Raw genomic sequence first — 15,108 nt, forward strand, 5'->3', positions numbered from 1 at the left:
TCAAGTAAGTTTATTTACGTTACTTGCTGCAAATTCAACCATCAAAGATCAACACGCCCTTGATTTAAAATATACCCGGTGCCGATGTTGCCACCAGTGATACACCACTTAAACCAAGCAATGTTATTGCTATTATACGAATCCATTTTGCATCAACGTAAGGCGTTAATTTGCGAGAAAATTGCGTTACCAACAACACCAGCGGTATTGCCCCCGCAATTAAAAACATAACGTCGAGCTCGGGTAAGGTGCCAAACAATGCAATACTTACACGTACTAAGCCGCCAATGGTAAATACCGCAAGTAACGTGCTACGTATGGCCTCAATAGACCAACTTTGTTTATAGCACTGAAAAACCAGCGGCGGCCCCGAGGTTGAAAACAGCCCACCCAGCAAGCCACTTACGCCGCCAGCAATTAAAAACGAGCCACGCCCGCTTTGCTTATTTGCTCTATCACGGCCAATTAGCATTAAGCCACAGCACAATAAAATACTAATCCCTAAAATAAAGTTTAAAAACTGCGTTAAATGCGCCGACATATATTCAAGCAATATAAAACCTAACAGCATTAGCGGAATACCGGTATACAACATAAGTTTAAGCTCGGGCAGTTTTACTGCACTGCGGTTTTTTACCACCACAGTGGTTGAGTTAACCAAGCCTAATAAGCTGACTAAAAATGTAGTCGCGGTGAGCGGTAAAACATCTAGCAGCGTAAAGCTTGCAACCACCAACAACCCAAAGCCAAACCCGCTTAGCGTTTGCATTATGGTGGCTAGGCTTAGGCACAGCGCCATAAGCAAGATGAGTTCTAACGAAATACTGAGCACTTTAAATATCCTAGATGTGCGCTATTGTAGTGTAACGATTTGTTTTTAGGCATAATGTAAAAACAAACTACACGGCAATAGTTCACAATTAATTGAGCTTGCGCAAAGCTGCGCAAAAGTTTTCACCTATGATATAAATACAGGTGGATTAAATTTAATGGTAAATAACAATGAGTAACTCTATGTTTGATCACAAATTAAGTGGCCCAAGCTTGGCTTTTCAACCACTTTACTTACAAGTGGCTGATTATATTAAACAGCTCATTGTTGAAAGACGCTGGGTGCCTGGCGAAGTATTACCAAGCGAATTTCGTCTTGCTGAAGAATTTAACGTAAGCCAAGGCACTGTTCGTAAAGCGCTTAATTTATTAACCGACGATAAAATAGTTACTCGTCGCCAAGGTGTTGGTACGTTTGTATCTGAGCACACCGCGCAAGATGCTCTGTTTAGGTTTTTTCCGCTGCAGGCCGATGGCAAAGGCGCCGACCTACCTAAAGCCGAGCTATTATCGGTTGAACTTTGTCCTGCACCAAAAGATGTAATCGATGCCCTGCAACTTAATAAAAAAGACAAAGTCACAAAGCTTGTCCGCAGACGTATTCTCGATAACGAATTTTGCATGACCGAAACTATATACCTACCGCAAAGTTTCTTTCCTGATATACATCAAAGTAGTGATATTCCGCATACATTGTATCATTACTACCAAACCAAATTTAACCAAACCGTACATAAAACCCAAGACAGCATTAAAGCCGTTTTAGCAGATGAAACCGATGCTAAACTACTTGCTATTAAAGCCGGTGACCCACTGTTGTTGGTATCGCGCATTACCGAATCAATCGAAGGTAAACGCATAGAATACCGTTTGAGCAAATGCCGTAGCGATCACTACCACTACCAAATTGAACTTGATTGATACTGTTCATATTAACGCGCACTTATTAAATATTTTTTAAAGGCAGCAAACGCTGCCTTTTTGCTGCCTGTAGGTTTTTAGCCCCTTTCATTTATTCCTTACGCGTTAACATAGTGTTGACACTGTTAGATTCGTATAATAACTTACGTCTTATACAAGACCAAAGTCATTATGCAATTTTAACAGGAATTCCCAATGAGTTCATTAAATAACATCCCGCCAGTTGGGTTCGGTTTATGGAAAGTAGCACAAGAAGATTGCGCGCAAACAGTGTACCAAGCTATTAAAGCAGGTTACCGCCACCTTGATTGCGCATCAGACTACGGCAACGAAGAACAAGTGGGCGATGGCATAGCCCAAGCAATTAACGACGGACTTTGTACCCGCGAAGAATTATGGGTTACGTCAAAACTATGGAATACCTTTCATGCGCCAGAGCATGTAGAGCTAGCAATTGATAAAACCTTGAGCGATTTAAAGCTCGACTACCTCGACTTATACTTAATTCACTTTCCGATTGCGCAAACGTTTGTGCCAATCGAAACACGCTACCCGCCAGAATGGTTTGTAGACCCAGATGCACAAAATCCACAAATGGAGCTGGCAAAAGTGCCACTGCATTTAACGTGGCAAGCAATGGAAGAGCAAGTACATAACAACAAAGCAAAACGCATTGGTGTGTGTAACTACTCAAGCGCACTTATTCACGATTTAATGACCTACGCCACAATTAAACCCGCCATGCTGCAAATTGAGTCGCACCCATATTTAACGCAAGAGCGCCTAGTAAGGCTTGCCAAACAGTATGATATTCCGATTACGGCGTTTTCACCGCTGGGTGCGCTTTCGTACCTTGAGCTTGAAATGGCCGATCAAACTGAGTCGGTGCTTGAGCAAAGCGTTGTAAAAGCTGCGGCGCAAAACCATGGCAAAACCCCCGCACAAGTTGTGCTGCGCTGGGGCGTGCAACGTGGCACCGCCATTATTCCAAAAACCTCTAAGTTTGAGCGCATGAAAGAAAACCTCGCGCTGTTCGACTTTGAATTAACCGAGCAAGAAATGGCGCAAATTTCTGCGCTTAATAGCAACCGCCGTTTTAACGATCCTGGGCACTTTTGTGAAGCTGCCTTTAACCGTTTTCACCCTATTTACGATTAGGATAATAACATGTCAGCTACCGAACTTAACTATGCCCAAGTGCCTACTCAATTAACGTTTGATGACTCGGTTTTTCCGTGCATTGTGGTTAATAACAATAACGCCAGCACCGTTGAAGAAGCGGTAGCTTTTATTCGCGCTCACAAAAGCGAGTTGGCTAAAAAACTACGCAGCTCAGGTGCTGTATTGTTTAGAGGCTTTCCAATTAATAGCGCCGAAACCTTTGATACGTTTTCAGCGGGGTTTGATTACGACAACTTTACCTACCAAGAGTCGCTCTCTAACGCGGTACGTATTAACTTTACCGAACGTGTATTTACCGCTAACGAAGCCCCCAAAGATGTAGAAATTTACCTTCATCACGAAATGGCACAAACACCTATTTCGCCAAGTAAGCTGTTCTTTTTTTGTAAATCGGCAGCTGAGGAAGGCGGCGCGACACCGCTTTGTCGCTCAGATAAATTATTTAGCGCATTAAAGCAATATGATAGCCAATTAGCCGATGACTTTGAGCAAAAAGGCTTAAAATACACCACTTACATGCCCGCAGCCGACGATGCTACATCGGGTCAAGGGCGCAGCTGGAAAAGCACCCTAAGTGTTGAAACCAAAGAAGAAGCGCACAGTAAACTTACTGAGCTAGGTTATGAGTGGGAATGGTTAGAAGATGGTTCCTTAAAAGCAATTACCCCTGTTTTACCCGCTGTACTTACCCTAGAAAATGGCGTCCAGGTTTTTTATAACCAATTAATAGCCGCTTACATGGGCTGGAAAGGCGTACGCGAAAATCCATCGGTTGCTATTACCTTTGGCGATGGCAGCGCTATTCCTAAAGCGGGACTTGAAAAAATTGTTGAGCTATCAAAAGACTATACCTTCGATTTAGCCTGGCAAGATGGCGATGTAGCTTTAGTTGATAACGAAATGGCTATGCATGGCCGTCGCCCATTTACTGGCGAGCGTAAACGCCAAGTACTTGTAGCTCTGACTGCAGCTAACGCCTAATGCAAAGCTTAACCAATGCGCTAAAGGTAAAAATTTCCCCATTATGGCAAGGCGCTAGTATTGCAGCAATGACTGGCCTTGCCGCTTTATTTTTAAGTGAACACTATGGCGCACCCGCTATGCTATTTGCCTTATTATTAGGCATGGCGGTGTCGTTTTTATATCAAAGCGACAGCCCATGCGCTAAAGGCATAGACTTTACCGGCACCACGGTTTTACGCGTAGGCATTGTGTTACTGGGCACTCGCATTGCGTTAGGTGATTTAATTACACTGGGTTGGCAAACCGCGTTAATGCTAGCTGGCGCTATATTTACCACCATTCTTTTAGGGGTTGTACTTGCCCGGGTATTTGGTTTACAAAAGCGTTTTGGCGCACTCACCGGAGGGTCAGTCGCTATTTGTGGTGCATCGGCAGCACTGGCTATTTCATCTATTATGCCCAACAGCGAGCATAAAGAGCGCGATACCTTACTGACTGTAATTGGCGTAACGGCTATGTCGACCATTGCGATGATTTTATACCCGATTGTGGTTAACTACCTTGAATTTGACGCCCACAACGCCGGCGTATTTTTAGGTGGCACCATACACGATGTAGCCCAAGTAGTCGGTGCGGGTTATTCGGTATCGCCCGAGGCAGGCGATATAGCAACACTGACCAAGCTAGTACGCGTGGCCATGCTGTTGCCTGTAGTACTTATTATGATGGTTGTGATTAACCACTCAAATAAAGGTAACCATGGCGAGCTGCCAAAAGTACCGGGGTTTTTAATTGGCTTTGTAATTTTAATGATTATAAACAGCACCTTTAACCTGCCAGCAATTATACTCGAAACTGCTAACGAGCTTTCTCGATTCTTTTTAATTGCCGCCATCGCTGCCATTGGTATGAAAACAAACCTAGGCAAACTCACCGAGGTAGGTTTAAAGCCAATAATAATGATTATTGCCGAAACCATTTGGATAGCACTGTTAATACTTGGCTTTGTATTGTGTAGCTAAGCATTAAACCTTGAGCGTATTGATTGGATTGCCTACAATAGCGCATCACTTTTTAATAAAGATTAAAATCATGACCGATTCAACAAAACCAGCATTACCTGATCAGCTTTCTATTAATCCACGCAGCAAACACTACGTAGAAGAAGTGTTTGAGCACGAAATTGGCGTAAAGCTAAACGGTAAAGAACGCTTTGATGTAGAAGAGTACTGCATTAGCGAAGGTTGGATTAAAATTGCCGCACCTAAAGCGCTAGACCGCCGCGGCCAGCCTTTACTTATGAAAGTAAAAGGTACGGTAGAAGTATTTTATAAGTAAGGTTTAGCCTACTTAAACAAGCGACTCTCCTGCGAGATGTCGCTTTTTTTATACCTGAAAATAAGCAATGAGCTTTTTTCATGTGAGTAATGATGAAGTTTCATTATGATTTTATAAAAAACATGGTTGAATAGCGCCATATTGTACAGATACACAAAGGCTTGTTATGAATAAACTCACTATTTTAGATGGCGGCATGGGACGCGAACTTAAGCGCATGGGCGCGCCGTTTACACAGCCACTATGGAGTGCACAAGCATTAATAGAAGCTCCGCACTTTGTAACTCAGGCTCACCAAGGCTTTATAGATGCCGGCGCTGAAATAATTACCGCAAATAGCTACGCCTGTGTACCCTTTCATTTAGGTGAAGCGCTATACCAAGCTCAAGGTGCAGCTCTTGCACAGCAAGCGGCGGTCATCGCAAAAGAAGTTGCTCAAAACGCTAAACAAAATGTATTAGTAGCGGGTTCATTACCTCCCGTTTTTGGCTCTTACCGCCCTGAACTATTTGAAAGTAAGCGCGCATTTACTATTTTAGATACGCTATACAAGGCGCAAGACGAACACGTAGATTTATGGATTGGCGAAACCATATCAAGCATTGAAGAAGCACACGTTATGGCAAGCGTACTTAAAGGCTCAAATAAGCCATGTTATTACGCATTTACTTTAAATGATGTGGAAAGCGAGCAAGCAAAACTTCGATCTGGTGAGCTTGTAAGTGACGCTGTAGCGGCTTTGCTTGAACAAGATGTTGCGGGTATTTTCTTTAATTGCTCAATTCCTGAGGTTATAGAGCAAGCCTTTAGCGATACCAACGCGGTATTAGCCAAGCAAAATAAAAGCGTTATTTTAGGCGCATTTGCTAATGGCTTTACACCTATCGCGCATGATTACAAAGCCAACGAAGGCTCACAAGCGTACCGCGATATTTCACCTGCAGAATACCTAGATTTTGCAAAAACGTGGTACAGCCAAGGCGCAAGCATTATTGGTGGATGCTGTGGCATAGGCCCAGAATTTATTGAAGTACTGGCCAACTGGAAACAACAACTCGAAAGCGCTTAAGCTTTTAGGACTTTTTAAATATTAGGGCTTATTTGTTATTACCCAATCAAGCCCTTGTATCGCTGTAGTAGGAAATGCGGTTGCATGGCTCGCCCCTTCAATAACGACGCTTTTTAGTTCAATATTATCACTGCTAAGTTCATTAATTTTTTGCGTTAGCAGCTTTGCCCCTTCCACCATATTTTGACCTTCACCAAAACTTGGGGTTTCCTTTGCGCCTACCGATATATAAACCTTAGTAGGCACTTTAGGTTTATGTGCTTGTAGCGCTAAAATTGCATTGTTATTAAACCAAACTGATGGGCTGCCAATAATATAATTGTTAAATAAATCGGGCATCGTAAATAAAATAGTGGCACCAAATAAGCCGCCTAAAGAGTTACCTATATAAGTTTTTTGTGTGCTACTTGCTCGGTAGTTACTTTGTACAAATGGCAGCACAGTATTTTTTAAAAACAGCGCATGGTTTTTCGCGTTACCGGTTTGTTTTTTCCAGCTTTTAGCCTTGTTTGGTGTGTAGTCTCTAATTCGGCTATTAGACCCTTTGGAGCCTTTTTCGTAGCTGATGGCGACGATAATAGCCTGCTGCATTTTACCGCTATTCATAGGAAACCGTGTAGCTCCCGCCACAATAGGAAACGTATACGGTGCATCGGTTAAGTAAATAACCGGATATATTTTTTCAGGGTGCTTTTTATATGACTTAGGGAGTTGAATAAAAACAGGATATACCCGATTGGTTACGGGCTCAGTGAGTTCAATAACACTGCTTCTAGGGATTTGGTAAGGGGTATTTGCGCTTAATTTAAAACATATTAAAGCGCAAAGTAACATCAGGGATTTTAAAGCAGTATTCATTAATCTAAGCCAAGCGTAATAAACTAATATTGGATGATTACTTTAACCTACTTTTAGCTTTAGGCTATTAAAAATTTAAACTCCGAGCTTTGAAAGGCAGTGCTACACGTTAGTTGTTTGTAGCACTAACAACGCTAAGCTACCTGATCGGATTCATCGCCTGAACACGGGCAATTATCATCATTTTGTTTAAGGCATTGTTGGTAATTAAACCAATGAGCCACAGCAATAAACGCTGAGCCTATTAAGGTTAGCGCTTTTTCGGCTATTTCATGCCCTAGCAATACCGCACATATCATAAAAGACAGCCCAATAACGCCACAGGCCATATAACGTTTACGCTTATGCTTTTTACAGCCTAAGCTCAATGCTAATAAACTGGTGGGCAATACCGCCGCTAGAATCCATAAATGAAATTGTTCACTATCTATTTGCAGTACAGCAAAGCTTGGCAATAGCGCTAAAATAACCGGGGTTGCAAAACAATGTACTGTACACATTAACGATAACCCAATCGCCATACGATCCATAACACTTTGACTCGACTTCATTATTTCCTCTAATAAATTAGTGCCTCTACTCAAAAGCGTTACTTTTAAGGAGACATTTTAGTAACAACAGTTAATTACTATTGATACATTATAACATTTCTCGCATACTTGATATAATATAACATCTAACAAGGTAGTCAAATGAAACCTAGATCACAATTAGCTGTTCTCATCGCAGCTTTATTACCAGCAAGTGTGCTGGCATCCACAATTGAAGGCGTTGTTTTAAATAATCAAGGTAAAGTGGTTAATAATGCAACAGTAGAAGTAGAAGGCTCAGACCTTAAAGTAACTACCGATGAAAACGGTAAATTTGTACTAACCGAGCTAAACAATGGCTTAAAAGAGCTTCATATTGTGGCTCCTGGTTATGCGCATCTTCATCGCGATATAACAATAATTAATAATGAAAACCAATCGGTTACGTTTAATTTAACGCGCTCGCCTATTGAAGTTATTGATATTGAAGCAACCCCTATTCATATGTCGGCAATGGAATCTGCCTCACCTGTTAGTGTTTTATCTGGCGAACAACTAAGGCGCCAACAAGCTGCAACACTTGGCGATAGCCTTGAAAAACTCCCAGGCGTAAATACAAATTTTCACGGTAAAGTAGCCAGTACGCCTATTATTCGTGGTTTAAGCGGCCCGCGTGTACTTATTACTCAAAATGGTCTTGATGTAAGTGATGTGTCGCGCGTTGGGCCCGATCACTCTGTTGCATCGGAGGCATCTACCGCACAACAAATTGAAGTATTACGCGGCCCAGCAACATTGTTTTACGGCAGTGGCGCGATTGGCGGTGTGGTTAATGTGGTAGATAGCCGCGTACCCACTGACAGCACAACACGCGGTGAGTGGAACCTAGAGCAAAACTCGGTTGATAACCAAAAAGTAGCCTCGTTTAATGCCACCACAGGCACAGACTCGGTGGCTTTTTACGCCGATGCATTTTGGCGTGAATCCGACGACTACGAGGTACCTGTAGCCGCTGATATAGATGGCGATGGTGAAGGCCATAGTGGCGATTACAAAGTTGAAAACAGTAATGAAGAGTCTGACGGATTTACTGTTGGCGCTAGCTATTTAATGGATAACGGCTTTATTGGTTTAGCGGTAGAGCAATTTAACCGTCAATACGGCATTCCAGGCCATACACACGGCGAGGAAGAAGAGGAAGAGCATAGCGACGAAGAAGAGAGCGTATTTGCTGATTTAGACCAAACTAAGGTGCAATTATTAGGTGAGTACAACCTAGATAATAAATGGCTAAACAAAGTAAACCTGCGCGCCGGACACACCGACTACGAACACGCTGAAATTGAAGGTGGCACTGTAGGCACCACATTTAAAAACGAAACAAATGAATTACGTGTAGACCTACTGCATAACCAATTTAACGAGTGGAATGGCGGCATTAGCTTTCATTACAAACAAAGCGATGTTGAAGCACAAGGTGAAGAGGCCTTTACGCCTCCATCAGAAACTGAAAGCTTTGCTGTAGCATTAATGGAAGAGAGGCACTTTGGTGATTTTTTAGTCCAGGTAGGTGGGCGTATTGAGCGTGTAACCATTGAAGCAGGCGACGTATTACTGCCAAATATTGACGCACATGCACACGATGAAGCAGAAGAAGCCGACGAGCATGACCACGACCATGAAGAAAGTGCAGAAACCACTCGCGTATTTGACGTAGAGCATGAATTTACGCCAGTCAGTTTATCGGCAGGCGTAGTGTGGGATTTTACCCCTAACTATAACTTAGGCCTTTCTGTATCGCGCTCTGAGCGTGCGCCTTCTGCCTCTGAGTTGTTATCGTTTGGACCTCACATTGGTACTGGCAATTACGAAGTAGGCGCACTCTTTGACTTAGACGAAGACGGCCACTTGGGTTTATCTGATCAAGCAATAGATCTGGAAACAGCCAATAATATCGATTTAACCCTGCGTAAAACTCAAGGCGATGTTGGCTTTATTTTAAATGCCTTTTACAACCAAGTAGATAACTACTATTACCAAATAGACACCGGTTTATTCGCCGAAAGTGGACACGATCATGGCGATGAAGAAGAAGGCGTTGACGAGCACGACCATTCAGCGGAGCTACCGGTTTATTTATTTAAAACAGACGACGTAATTTTACACGGGTTTGAAGCGCAAATAGCGTGGCAATTAACCGATGAATTTAAAGTAGATTTATTCTCAGATTATGTGCGTGCACGCCTTAAAGATGGCGGCGATTTACCACGTACACCACCGCTTCGTTTTGGCGGCGAGCTAAGCTATCAAACCGATAAACTCAGTGCGAATATTCACGTTACTCGCTATCAAAAGCAAGACCGTACTGCCCCACAAGAAACAGCCACAGACGGTTACACATTAGTTGATGCGAGCATTTCTTACGATCTTTCAATATTAAACCAAGATATGTCTGTGTACCTACAAGGTACCAACTTAACAGACACAGAAGCACGCGTGCACAGCTCGTTTGTGAAGAATATAGCGCCACGTCCAGGACGTAGTTTTGCGCTAGGTATTCGCGGTTATTTTTAAGCATAAAAAAATTATAATTAAAGGAAATAAACATGAAAAAACTATATAAATTAAAGCTTATTGCATTGGCAATTAGTACTACATTTATCACAGCTTGTGGCGATGCAGAAACCAACATCGTGGAACAAGATCCTATTGTGGTAGAAGATGAACACGATCACGACGATGATGACGATCACGACCATGACGACGGCTTTACCATAAGCTCACTAGGCAGACTTGCAGTACTAGCCGGGGATAGCAACGAAGCGAGCTTTTTTGATTTAGACGATAACGCCCTGCTTGATACATTTGTATTAAACGATGAGTCAAATACGTTGTCGGCTTCGCCTGACTTTCGTTACGCTGTAATTACAAATCGAACTCAAGATTACCTAGGGTTTATAGACGGTGGTATGTGGCGCGAAGATCACGGTGAGCACTTACATGATTACGAGCAAGGCCCTGCGTTTAGCAGCTACGAGCTAACAAGTGGCAGCCGTCCTACACACTTAATGACCCACGACGGTCAATTAGCCATATTTTACGATGGCGATGCAGAGTCAGGTGCACCAGCTTCGGTTGAAGTATTAACTGATAGCGATATCACTAACGCAACGCCAACACTCCCTGGTATTAGCTACGATATAAATATGCACGGTGTAGCTGAGCCTCGAGGCGAGCATTTGCTATCAACTATTCGTCGCGACGATGCAGAAAATACATCGGTTGCTAAAGTACTGCCAGATCAAGTAGGTGTTTATCATTTTCATGATGGTGAATACGAGCTTGAACAAACCTTAGAGCTTACGTGCCCTGATTTACACGGTGCTGCACAAAACCATGACTATGTTGTGTTTGGTTGTAGTGATGGAGTATTAATAGCGCATGAGCACGATGATGTATACGAAGCACAAAAAGTAGCAAATATAGAAGCAGTAGGCACTGAGCGCATTGGTACTTTATATGGCCACGAAAGTAGCGACACTATTTTTGGTATTGCCGCAGGACACGATGGCAGTGGCTCAGTATTATTGAGCATTCACCCTGAAAATGCCGAAATGGAAGAAGTAGAATTGCAACTAGCCGATGGCGCAAGTGCTGTATCTTATTCTTTCTCAGCCAGTGGTGAACACTTTTTAGTTCTCGACAGCTTAGGCTTTTTAAATGTACTTTCGGGGCATGACCATGACGGCGAAATGCATTGGGAACTTGCAGGCCAAGTTGATATTACCGAACAAGATGTATCAACCATGCCTGAGGGTATGAGCTTTAGCATGACAGTGGCGCAAAATGGTGAGTTTGCTTATGTTGCCGACCCAATAGCTCAACACATAGTGCAAGTACACCTAGAAGACTTAGAGGTTGAAGGTGAACTAGAGTTAACTTTTCCACCAGCAGGCTTAACATGGTTAGGTGTTGCTGAGGTTGAAGATGACCACAACCATTAATTTTACTCTTTAAAATAGAGCACTCCCTTGAAGGTTGGCGTTTTAATGCCAACCTTTTTTTATTCACATTTTGTAACAGACCTTTTATCGCAAGTGCATCGCTATTTATAACCTGATTGTTATGATGTAACCGCTTTTAATATAGGATGTAATTCCATGAAAAAACTAACAACATTGGCTCTTGCCTTGGCTGCGGTTATTGCACCGAGTGTATCGGCCTATGAAACTAAAGACACTCGCTTACTACGCTTTCCAGATATTCATAACCAAAACGTGACCTTTGTTTACAGTGGTGATATTTATATTGCTGATACACAAACAGGGCAAAGCAAACGTTTAACCGACCACATTGGCTTTGAAACATTTCCTAAGTTTTCTCCTGATGGTAAGCGCATTGCGTTTTCAGCCGAATATAACGGCAGCCGCCAAATTTATGTAATTAACAGCGATGGTTCAGATCTTAAGCAACTTACCTACTATAACGATGTTGGCCCAATGCCACCGCGTGGTGGTTTTGATTACCGCGTTTTAGATTGGACAGCCGATGGCAAAAATGTAGTGTTTAGAGCTAACCGCACCCCGTGGGGCAAACGTATGGGCCGCCCTTATATGGTACCAGCCGACGGCGGGCTTGAGCAGCCTTTAGCTATTCCAGAAACTGGCGGCGGTATGCTCTCCCCTGATGGTAGCAAGTATGTTTATACACCCATTGACCGTGAGTTTCGCACCTGGAAACGCACCCGTGGCGGCCGTGCGCAAGATGTATGGGTTTACGATTTAGAAAATAACACCTCAGAGCAACTTACCACTAACCGTGCTACTGACCAGCAACCTACTTGGGTTGGCGACAATATTTATTTTGTATCTGATCGTGATTACACATTAAACCTTTACCAATACCGCAAAGGCAGTGAGCCTAAAAAGCTTACAAACTATAAAAACTTTGACGTGCTTTGGCCATCAGCGGGCCCTAATGCGGTTGTGTATGAAAACGGCGGTTACTTATATCGTTTTGACGCAAAAACACAAAAAAGCGCAAAGCTGAGCATTAATATTGCAGGCGTACGCCAATACGCCATGCCTTACAGCAAAAATGTAAGCGACTTTATTGATTCTATGTCAATTTCTCACGATGGCAAACGTGCTGTATTCACAGCCCGTGGCGAGCTATTTAGCGTACCTGTTAAACAAGGCCCTACGCGTAACTTATCGTACACTCAAAAAAGCCGTGAAATAGACGCAAGCTGGTCGCCAAATGGGCGTTATATTGCCTACATGAGCGATGAAAGCGGCGAGTACGAAATTTACCTAAAAGATCGCAGTAAAAATAATGCCATTAAACAACTCACTAGTAATGGCACTATTTGGCGCTTTACGCCTATTTGGTCACCCGATAGCACTAAGCTGTTGTTTGCAGATAAAAACCACACACTGTGGTGGTTAGATGCAAAATCGGGCAAGCAACATAAAATTGATACCGGCATTTACGACGAAGACGGCATTACTCAGTATACGTGGTCGCCTAATAGCCAAGATATTGTGTATGTTAAAAATAACGAAAACCGTTATGCCTCACTGTGGCACTACAACCTTAAAAAAGAAAAGGTAACGCGCCTAACAGACGAAATGAGTAACGAGCAAAACCCAACCTTTTCGCCAGATGGCCAATACCTATACTTTAGCTCTGAGCGCGACTTTAACCTTACGTTTAGCAGCTACGAGTTTGACTACATGTTTAACCGCGCCACCCGTATTTATGCGGCCGCAGTAAACGATAGTGTAAAACCGCTTATTGCCCTACAAAGTGACGAAACCACAATTGTAAAAGACGATGACGACGAAAAAGAAGACGATAAAAAAGTTAAAAACGCACTGCAAAGCAGCGACTTTATGCAGCGTGTTACCGCGCTTAATGCCCCTGCGGGCAATTACCGCGGTTTAACTGCAGTAAAAGACGGCGTGCTTACACTTGCCAATGGCGGTTTACAGCTTATAGGCACCGAGCACGATAGCGAGCTAGAAACAGTCGCTAAAGGTGTTAGCAATTACACCATATCAAGTAATAGCGAACACTTACTTGTACATACAAGTGGCGGTTACAGCTTAATTGAGCCTAAACCAAAGCAAGACCTAAACGCAAATAAGCTCGATTTAAGCAAAATGACGCTTAAAATTAACCCGCAAGCTGAATGGCAACAAATGTACGTTGAAGGTTGGCGCACACTGCGCGATTGGTTCTACGACGAAAACCATCACGGTCAAGATTGGGATGCTATTTTAGCTAAATACCAACCTATGGCTGATGCTATTAGCCACCGTAGTGACCTTGATTACGTATTGAGTGAAATTGCTGGCGAAATTAACTCAGGTCATATTTACGTGCAATCGGGTGATATGCCAAAAGCCGAGCGTAAAAACCACGGTTTATTAGGTGCTAAGCTTGCAAGCGATCCATCGGGTTACGTAAAAATAGAGCAAATTTTCAAAGGTGAAAACTGGCATGACGATTTCCGCTCACCGCTTGGCACTACAGGCGTAAAAGCACATAACGGCGATTACATTATTGCGGTAAATGGCCGCTCGGTTAAAGATGTTGCTAACTTTTACGAACTCCTTGAAAACACCCAAGGCGAGCAAGTAGAGCTGGTACTAAACAGCAAACCGCGTAGCAAAGGCGCGTGGGAAGTAACTGTAAAACCAGTAGCCAGTGAGCAAGGCCTACGTTATCTAGATTGGGTTAACTCGCGTGCAGCCTACGTTAATAAGCTCTCTGATGGGCGTATTGGCTACGTACACCTACCAAATACCGCGTATGAAGGTAACCGCGCCATGTTTAAAAACTACATGCCGCAAACCACTAAAGACGCCATGATTATTGATGACCGATACAACGGTGGTGGCTTTATTCCTGAGCACATGATCACGTGGCTTGCGCGTAAACCACTTAACTATTGGAAACGCCGCGGTACCGAGCCTACTAAAACACCACAGTTTGCACACGACGGCCCAAAAGCTATGATAATAAACGGCTATTCGAGCTCAGGCGGCGATGCTATTCCTTACTACTTCCGCCAAGCAGGTTTAGGTAAGCTAATTGGTACGCGTACGTGGGGTGGCTTAATTGGTATTTCTGGTAACCCTAGCCTTGTGGATGGCGGGCAAGTCATTGCGGCTACTTTCCGTATTTTAGATACCCAAGGTAACTGGATTATAGAAAACGAAGGCGTTGCACCCGATATTAAAGTGGTTGACCGCCCAGAACTTATTTATAAAGGCCAAGATCCATCAATAGAACGCGCCGTACAAGAGCTATTAAAGGAGCTTAAAGAAAACCCTAAGCAACCTTTAGTGGTGCCACCAGCTCCGTCTAAATTTTAATCTGCTGCATAGCTAAACAAACTAATACCAATAA

Annotated in this window: 12 protein-coding genes; 9 read left to right on the top strand and 3 right to left on the bottom strand. The window is 43.1% G+C overall.

All coding sequences use genetic code 11. From position 1 onward, the window contains the following. Positions 1 to 64: 64 nt before the first annotated feature. Positions 65 to 832, bottom strand: a complete 768-nt coding sequence (locus CWC17_RS11095; protein ID WP_249935917.1) for a sulfite exporter TauE/SafE family protein — start codon at positions 830 to 832, stop codon at positions 65 to 67. Positions 833 to 1,002: 170 nt separating this feature from the next. Here CWC17_RS11095 and CWC17_RS11100 point away from each other — a divergent pair, with 170 nt between their 5' ends. The 6 genes from CWC17_RS11100 to CWC17_RS11125 all read left to right on the top strand — a co-directional run bounded on the left by CWC17_RS11100 (position 1,003) and on the right by CWC17_RS11125 (position 6,304). Next, complete coding sequence (locus CWC17_RS11100) at positions 1,003 to 1,752, top strand: GntR family transcriptional regulator (protein WP_055015513.1); 750 nt, start codon at positions 1,003 to 1,005, stop codon at positions 1,750 to 1,752. A 195-nt stretch (positions 1,753 to 1,947) separates the two neighbouring features. Continuing rightward, positions 1,948 to 2,910 carry an aldo/keto reductase gene (locus CWC17_RS11105; RefSeq protein ID WP_138612899.1) on the top strand — a complete coding sequence of 321 codons (963 nt, stop codon included), beginning with the start codon at positions 1,948 to 1,950 and terminating at the stop codon, positions 2,908 to 2,910. Positions 2,911 to 2,919: 9 nt separating this feature from the next. Then, positions 2,920 to 3,915, top strand: a complete 996-nt coding sequence (locus tag CWC17_RS11110; RefSeq protein WP_138612900.1) for a TauD/TfdA family dioxygenase — start codon at positions 2,920 to 2,922, stop codon at positions 3,913 to 3,915. Continuing rightward, positions 3,915 to 4,919 carry a YeiH family protein gene (locus CWC17_RS11115; RefSeq protein ID WP_138612901.1) on the top strand — a complete coding sequence of 335 codons (1,005 nt, stop codon included), beginning with the start codon at positions 3,915 to 3,917 and terminating at the stop codon, positions 4,917 to 4,919. Before CWC17_RS11110 ends, CWC17_RS11115 begins: the two co-directional genes overlap by 1 nt. A gap of 70 nt (positions 4,920 to 4,989) precedes the next feature. After that, the gene (locus CWC17_RS11120) at positions 4,990 to 5,235 is read left to right on the top strand and encodes a DUF3297 family protein (protein WP_024602277.1); all 246 of its coding nucleotides are present in this window, start codon (positions 4,990 to 4,992) and stop codon (positions 5,233 to 5,235) included. 166 nt (positions 5,236 to 5,401) lie between these two features. Beyond that, on the top strand, positions 5,402 to 6,304 hold the full coding sequence (locus tag CWC17_RS11125) for a homocysteine S-methyltransferase family protein (RefSeq protein ID WP_138612902.1): 903 nt from the start codon (positions 5,402 to 5,404) through the stop codon (positions 6,302 to 6,304). A 21-nt stretch (positions 6,305 to 6,325) separates the two neighbouring features. Here the strand turns inward: CWC17_RS11125 and CWC17_RS11130 are convergent, their stop codons facing one another. Continuing rightward, on the bottom strand, positions 6,326 to 7,162 hold the full coding sequence (locus CWC17_RS11130) for an alpha/beta hydrolase (RefSeq protein WP_138612903.1): 837 nt from the start codon (positions 7,160 to 7,162) through the stop codon (positions 6,326 to 6,328). A gap of 134 nt (positions 7,163 to 7,296) precedes the next feature. Then, a complete protein-coding gene (locus CWC17_RS11135; RefSeq protein ID WP_138540492.1) occupies positions 7,297 to 7,713 on the bottom strand; it encodes a MerC domain-containing protein in 417 nt (138 codons plus the stop codon). Between the two features lie 141 nt (positions 7,714 to 7,854). Here CWC17_RS11135 and CWC17_RS11140 point away from each other — a divergent pair, with 141 nt between their 5' ends. From CWC17_RS11140 to CWC17_RS11150, 3 genes are all read left to right on the top strand, one after another. Then, positions 7,855 to 10,266, top strand: a complete 2,412-nt coding sequence (locus CWC17_RS11140; RefSeq protein ID WP_138612904.1) for a TonB-dependent receptor — start codon at positions 7,855 to 7,857, stop codon at positions 10,264 to 10,266. Between the two features lie 32 nt (positions 10,267 to 10,298). Then, positions 10,299 to 11,696, top strand: a complete 1,398-nt coding sequence (locus CWC17_RS11145) for a 5-methyltetrahydrofolate--homocysteine methyltransferase (protein ID WP_138612905.1) — start codon at positions 10,299 to 10,301, stop codon at positions 11,694 to 11,696. 156 nt (positions 11,697 to 11,852) lie between these two features. Further along, positions 11,853 to 15,074 carry a S41 family peptidase gene (locus CWC17_RS11150; RefSeq protein WP_138612906.1) on the top strand — a complete coding sequence of 1,074 codons (3,222 nt, stop codon included), beginning with the start codon at positions 11,853 to 11,855 and terminating at the stop codon, positions 15,072 to 15,074. Positions 15,075 to 15,108: the final 34 nt, after the last annotated feature.

It is taken from the genome of Pseudoalteromonas sp. S3785 (assembly GCF_005887365.1).
GTDB lineage: Bacteria > Pseudomonadota > Gammaproteobacteria > Enterobacterales > Alteromonadaceae > Pseudoalteromonas.

What these genes read in the sequence shown, in the direction of transcription:
- CWC17_RS11100 (WP_055015513.1), top strand. Translation starts at nt 1,003, where the DNA reads ATGAGTAACTCTATGTTTGATCACAAATTAAGTGGCCCAAGCTTGGCT.
- CWC17_RS11105 (WP_138612899.1), top strand. Translation starts at nt 1,948, where the DNA reads ATGAGTTCATTAAATAACATCCCGCCAGTTGGGTTCGGTTTATGGAAA.
- CWC17_RS11110 (WP_138612900.1), top strand. Translation starts at nt 2,920, where the DNA reads ATGTCAGCTACCGAACTTAACTATGCCCAAGTGCCTACTCAATTAACG.
- CWC17_RS11115 (WP_138612901.1), top strand. Translation starts at nt 3,915, where the DNA reads ATGCAAAGCTTAACCAATGCGCTAAAGGTAAAAATTTCCCCATTATGG.
- CWC17_RS11120 (WP_024602277.1), top strand. Translation starts at nt 4,990, where the DNA reads ATGACCGATTCAACAAAACCAGCATTACCTGATCAGCTTTCTATTAAT.
- CWC17_RS11125 (WP_138612902.1), top strand. Translation starts at nt 5,402, where the DNA reads ATGAATAAACTCACTATTTTAGATGGCGGCATGGGACGCGAACTTAAG.
- CWC17_RS11130 (WP_138612903.1), bottom strand. Translation starts at nt 7,162, where the DNA reads ATGAATACTGCTTTAAAATCCCTGATGTTACTTTGCGCTTTAATATGT.
- CWC17_RS11135 (WP_138540492.1), bottom strand. Translation starts at nt 7,713, where the DNA reads ATGAAGTCGAGTCAAAGTGTTATGGATCGTATGGCGATTGGGTTATCG.
- CWC17_RS11140 (WP_138612904.1), top strand. Translation starts at nt 7,855, where the DNA reads ATGAAACCTAGATCACAATTAGCTGTTCTCATCGCAGCTTTATTACCA.
- CWC17_RS11145 (WP_138612905.1), top strand. Translation starts at nt 10,299, where the DNA reads ATGAAAAAACTATATAAATTAAAGCTTATTGCATTGGCAATTAGTACT.
- CWC17_RS11150 (WP_138612906.1), top strand. Translation starts at nt 11,853, where the DNA reads ATGAAAAAACTAACAACATTGGCTCTTGCCTTGGCTGCGGTTATTGCA.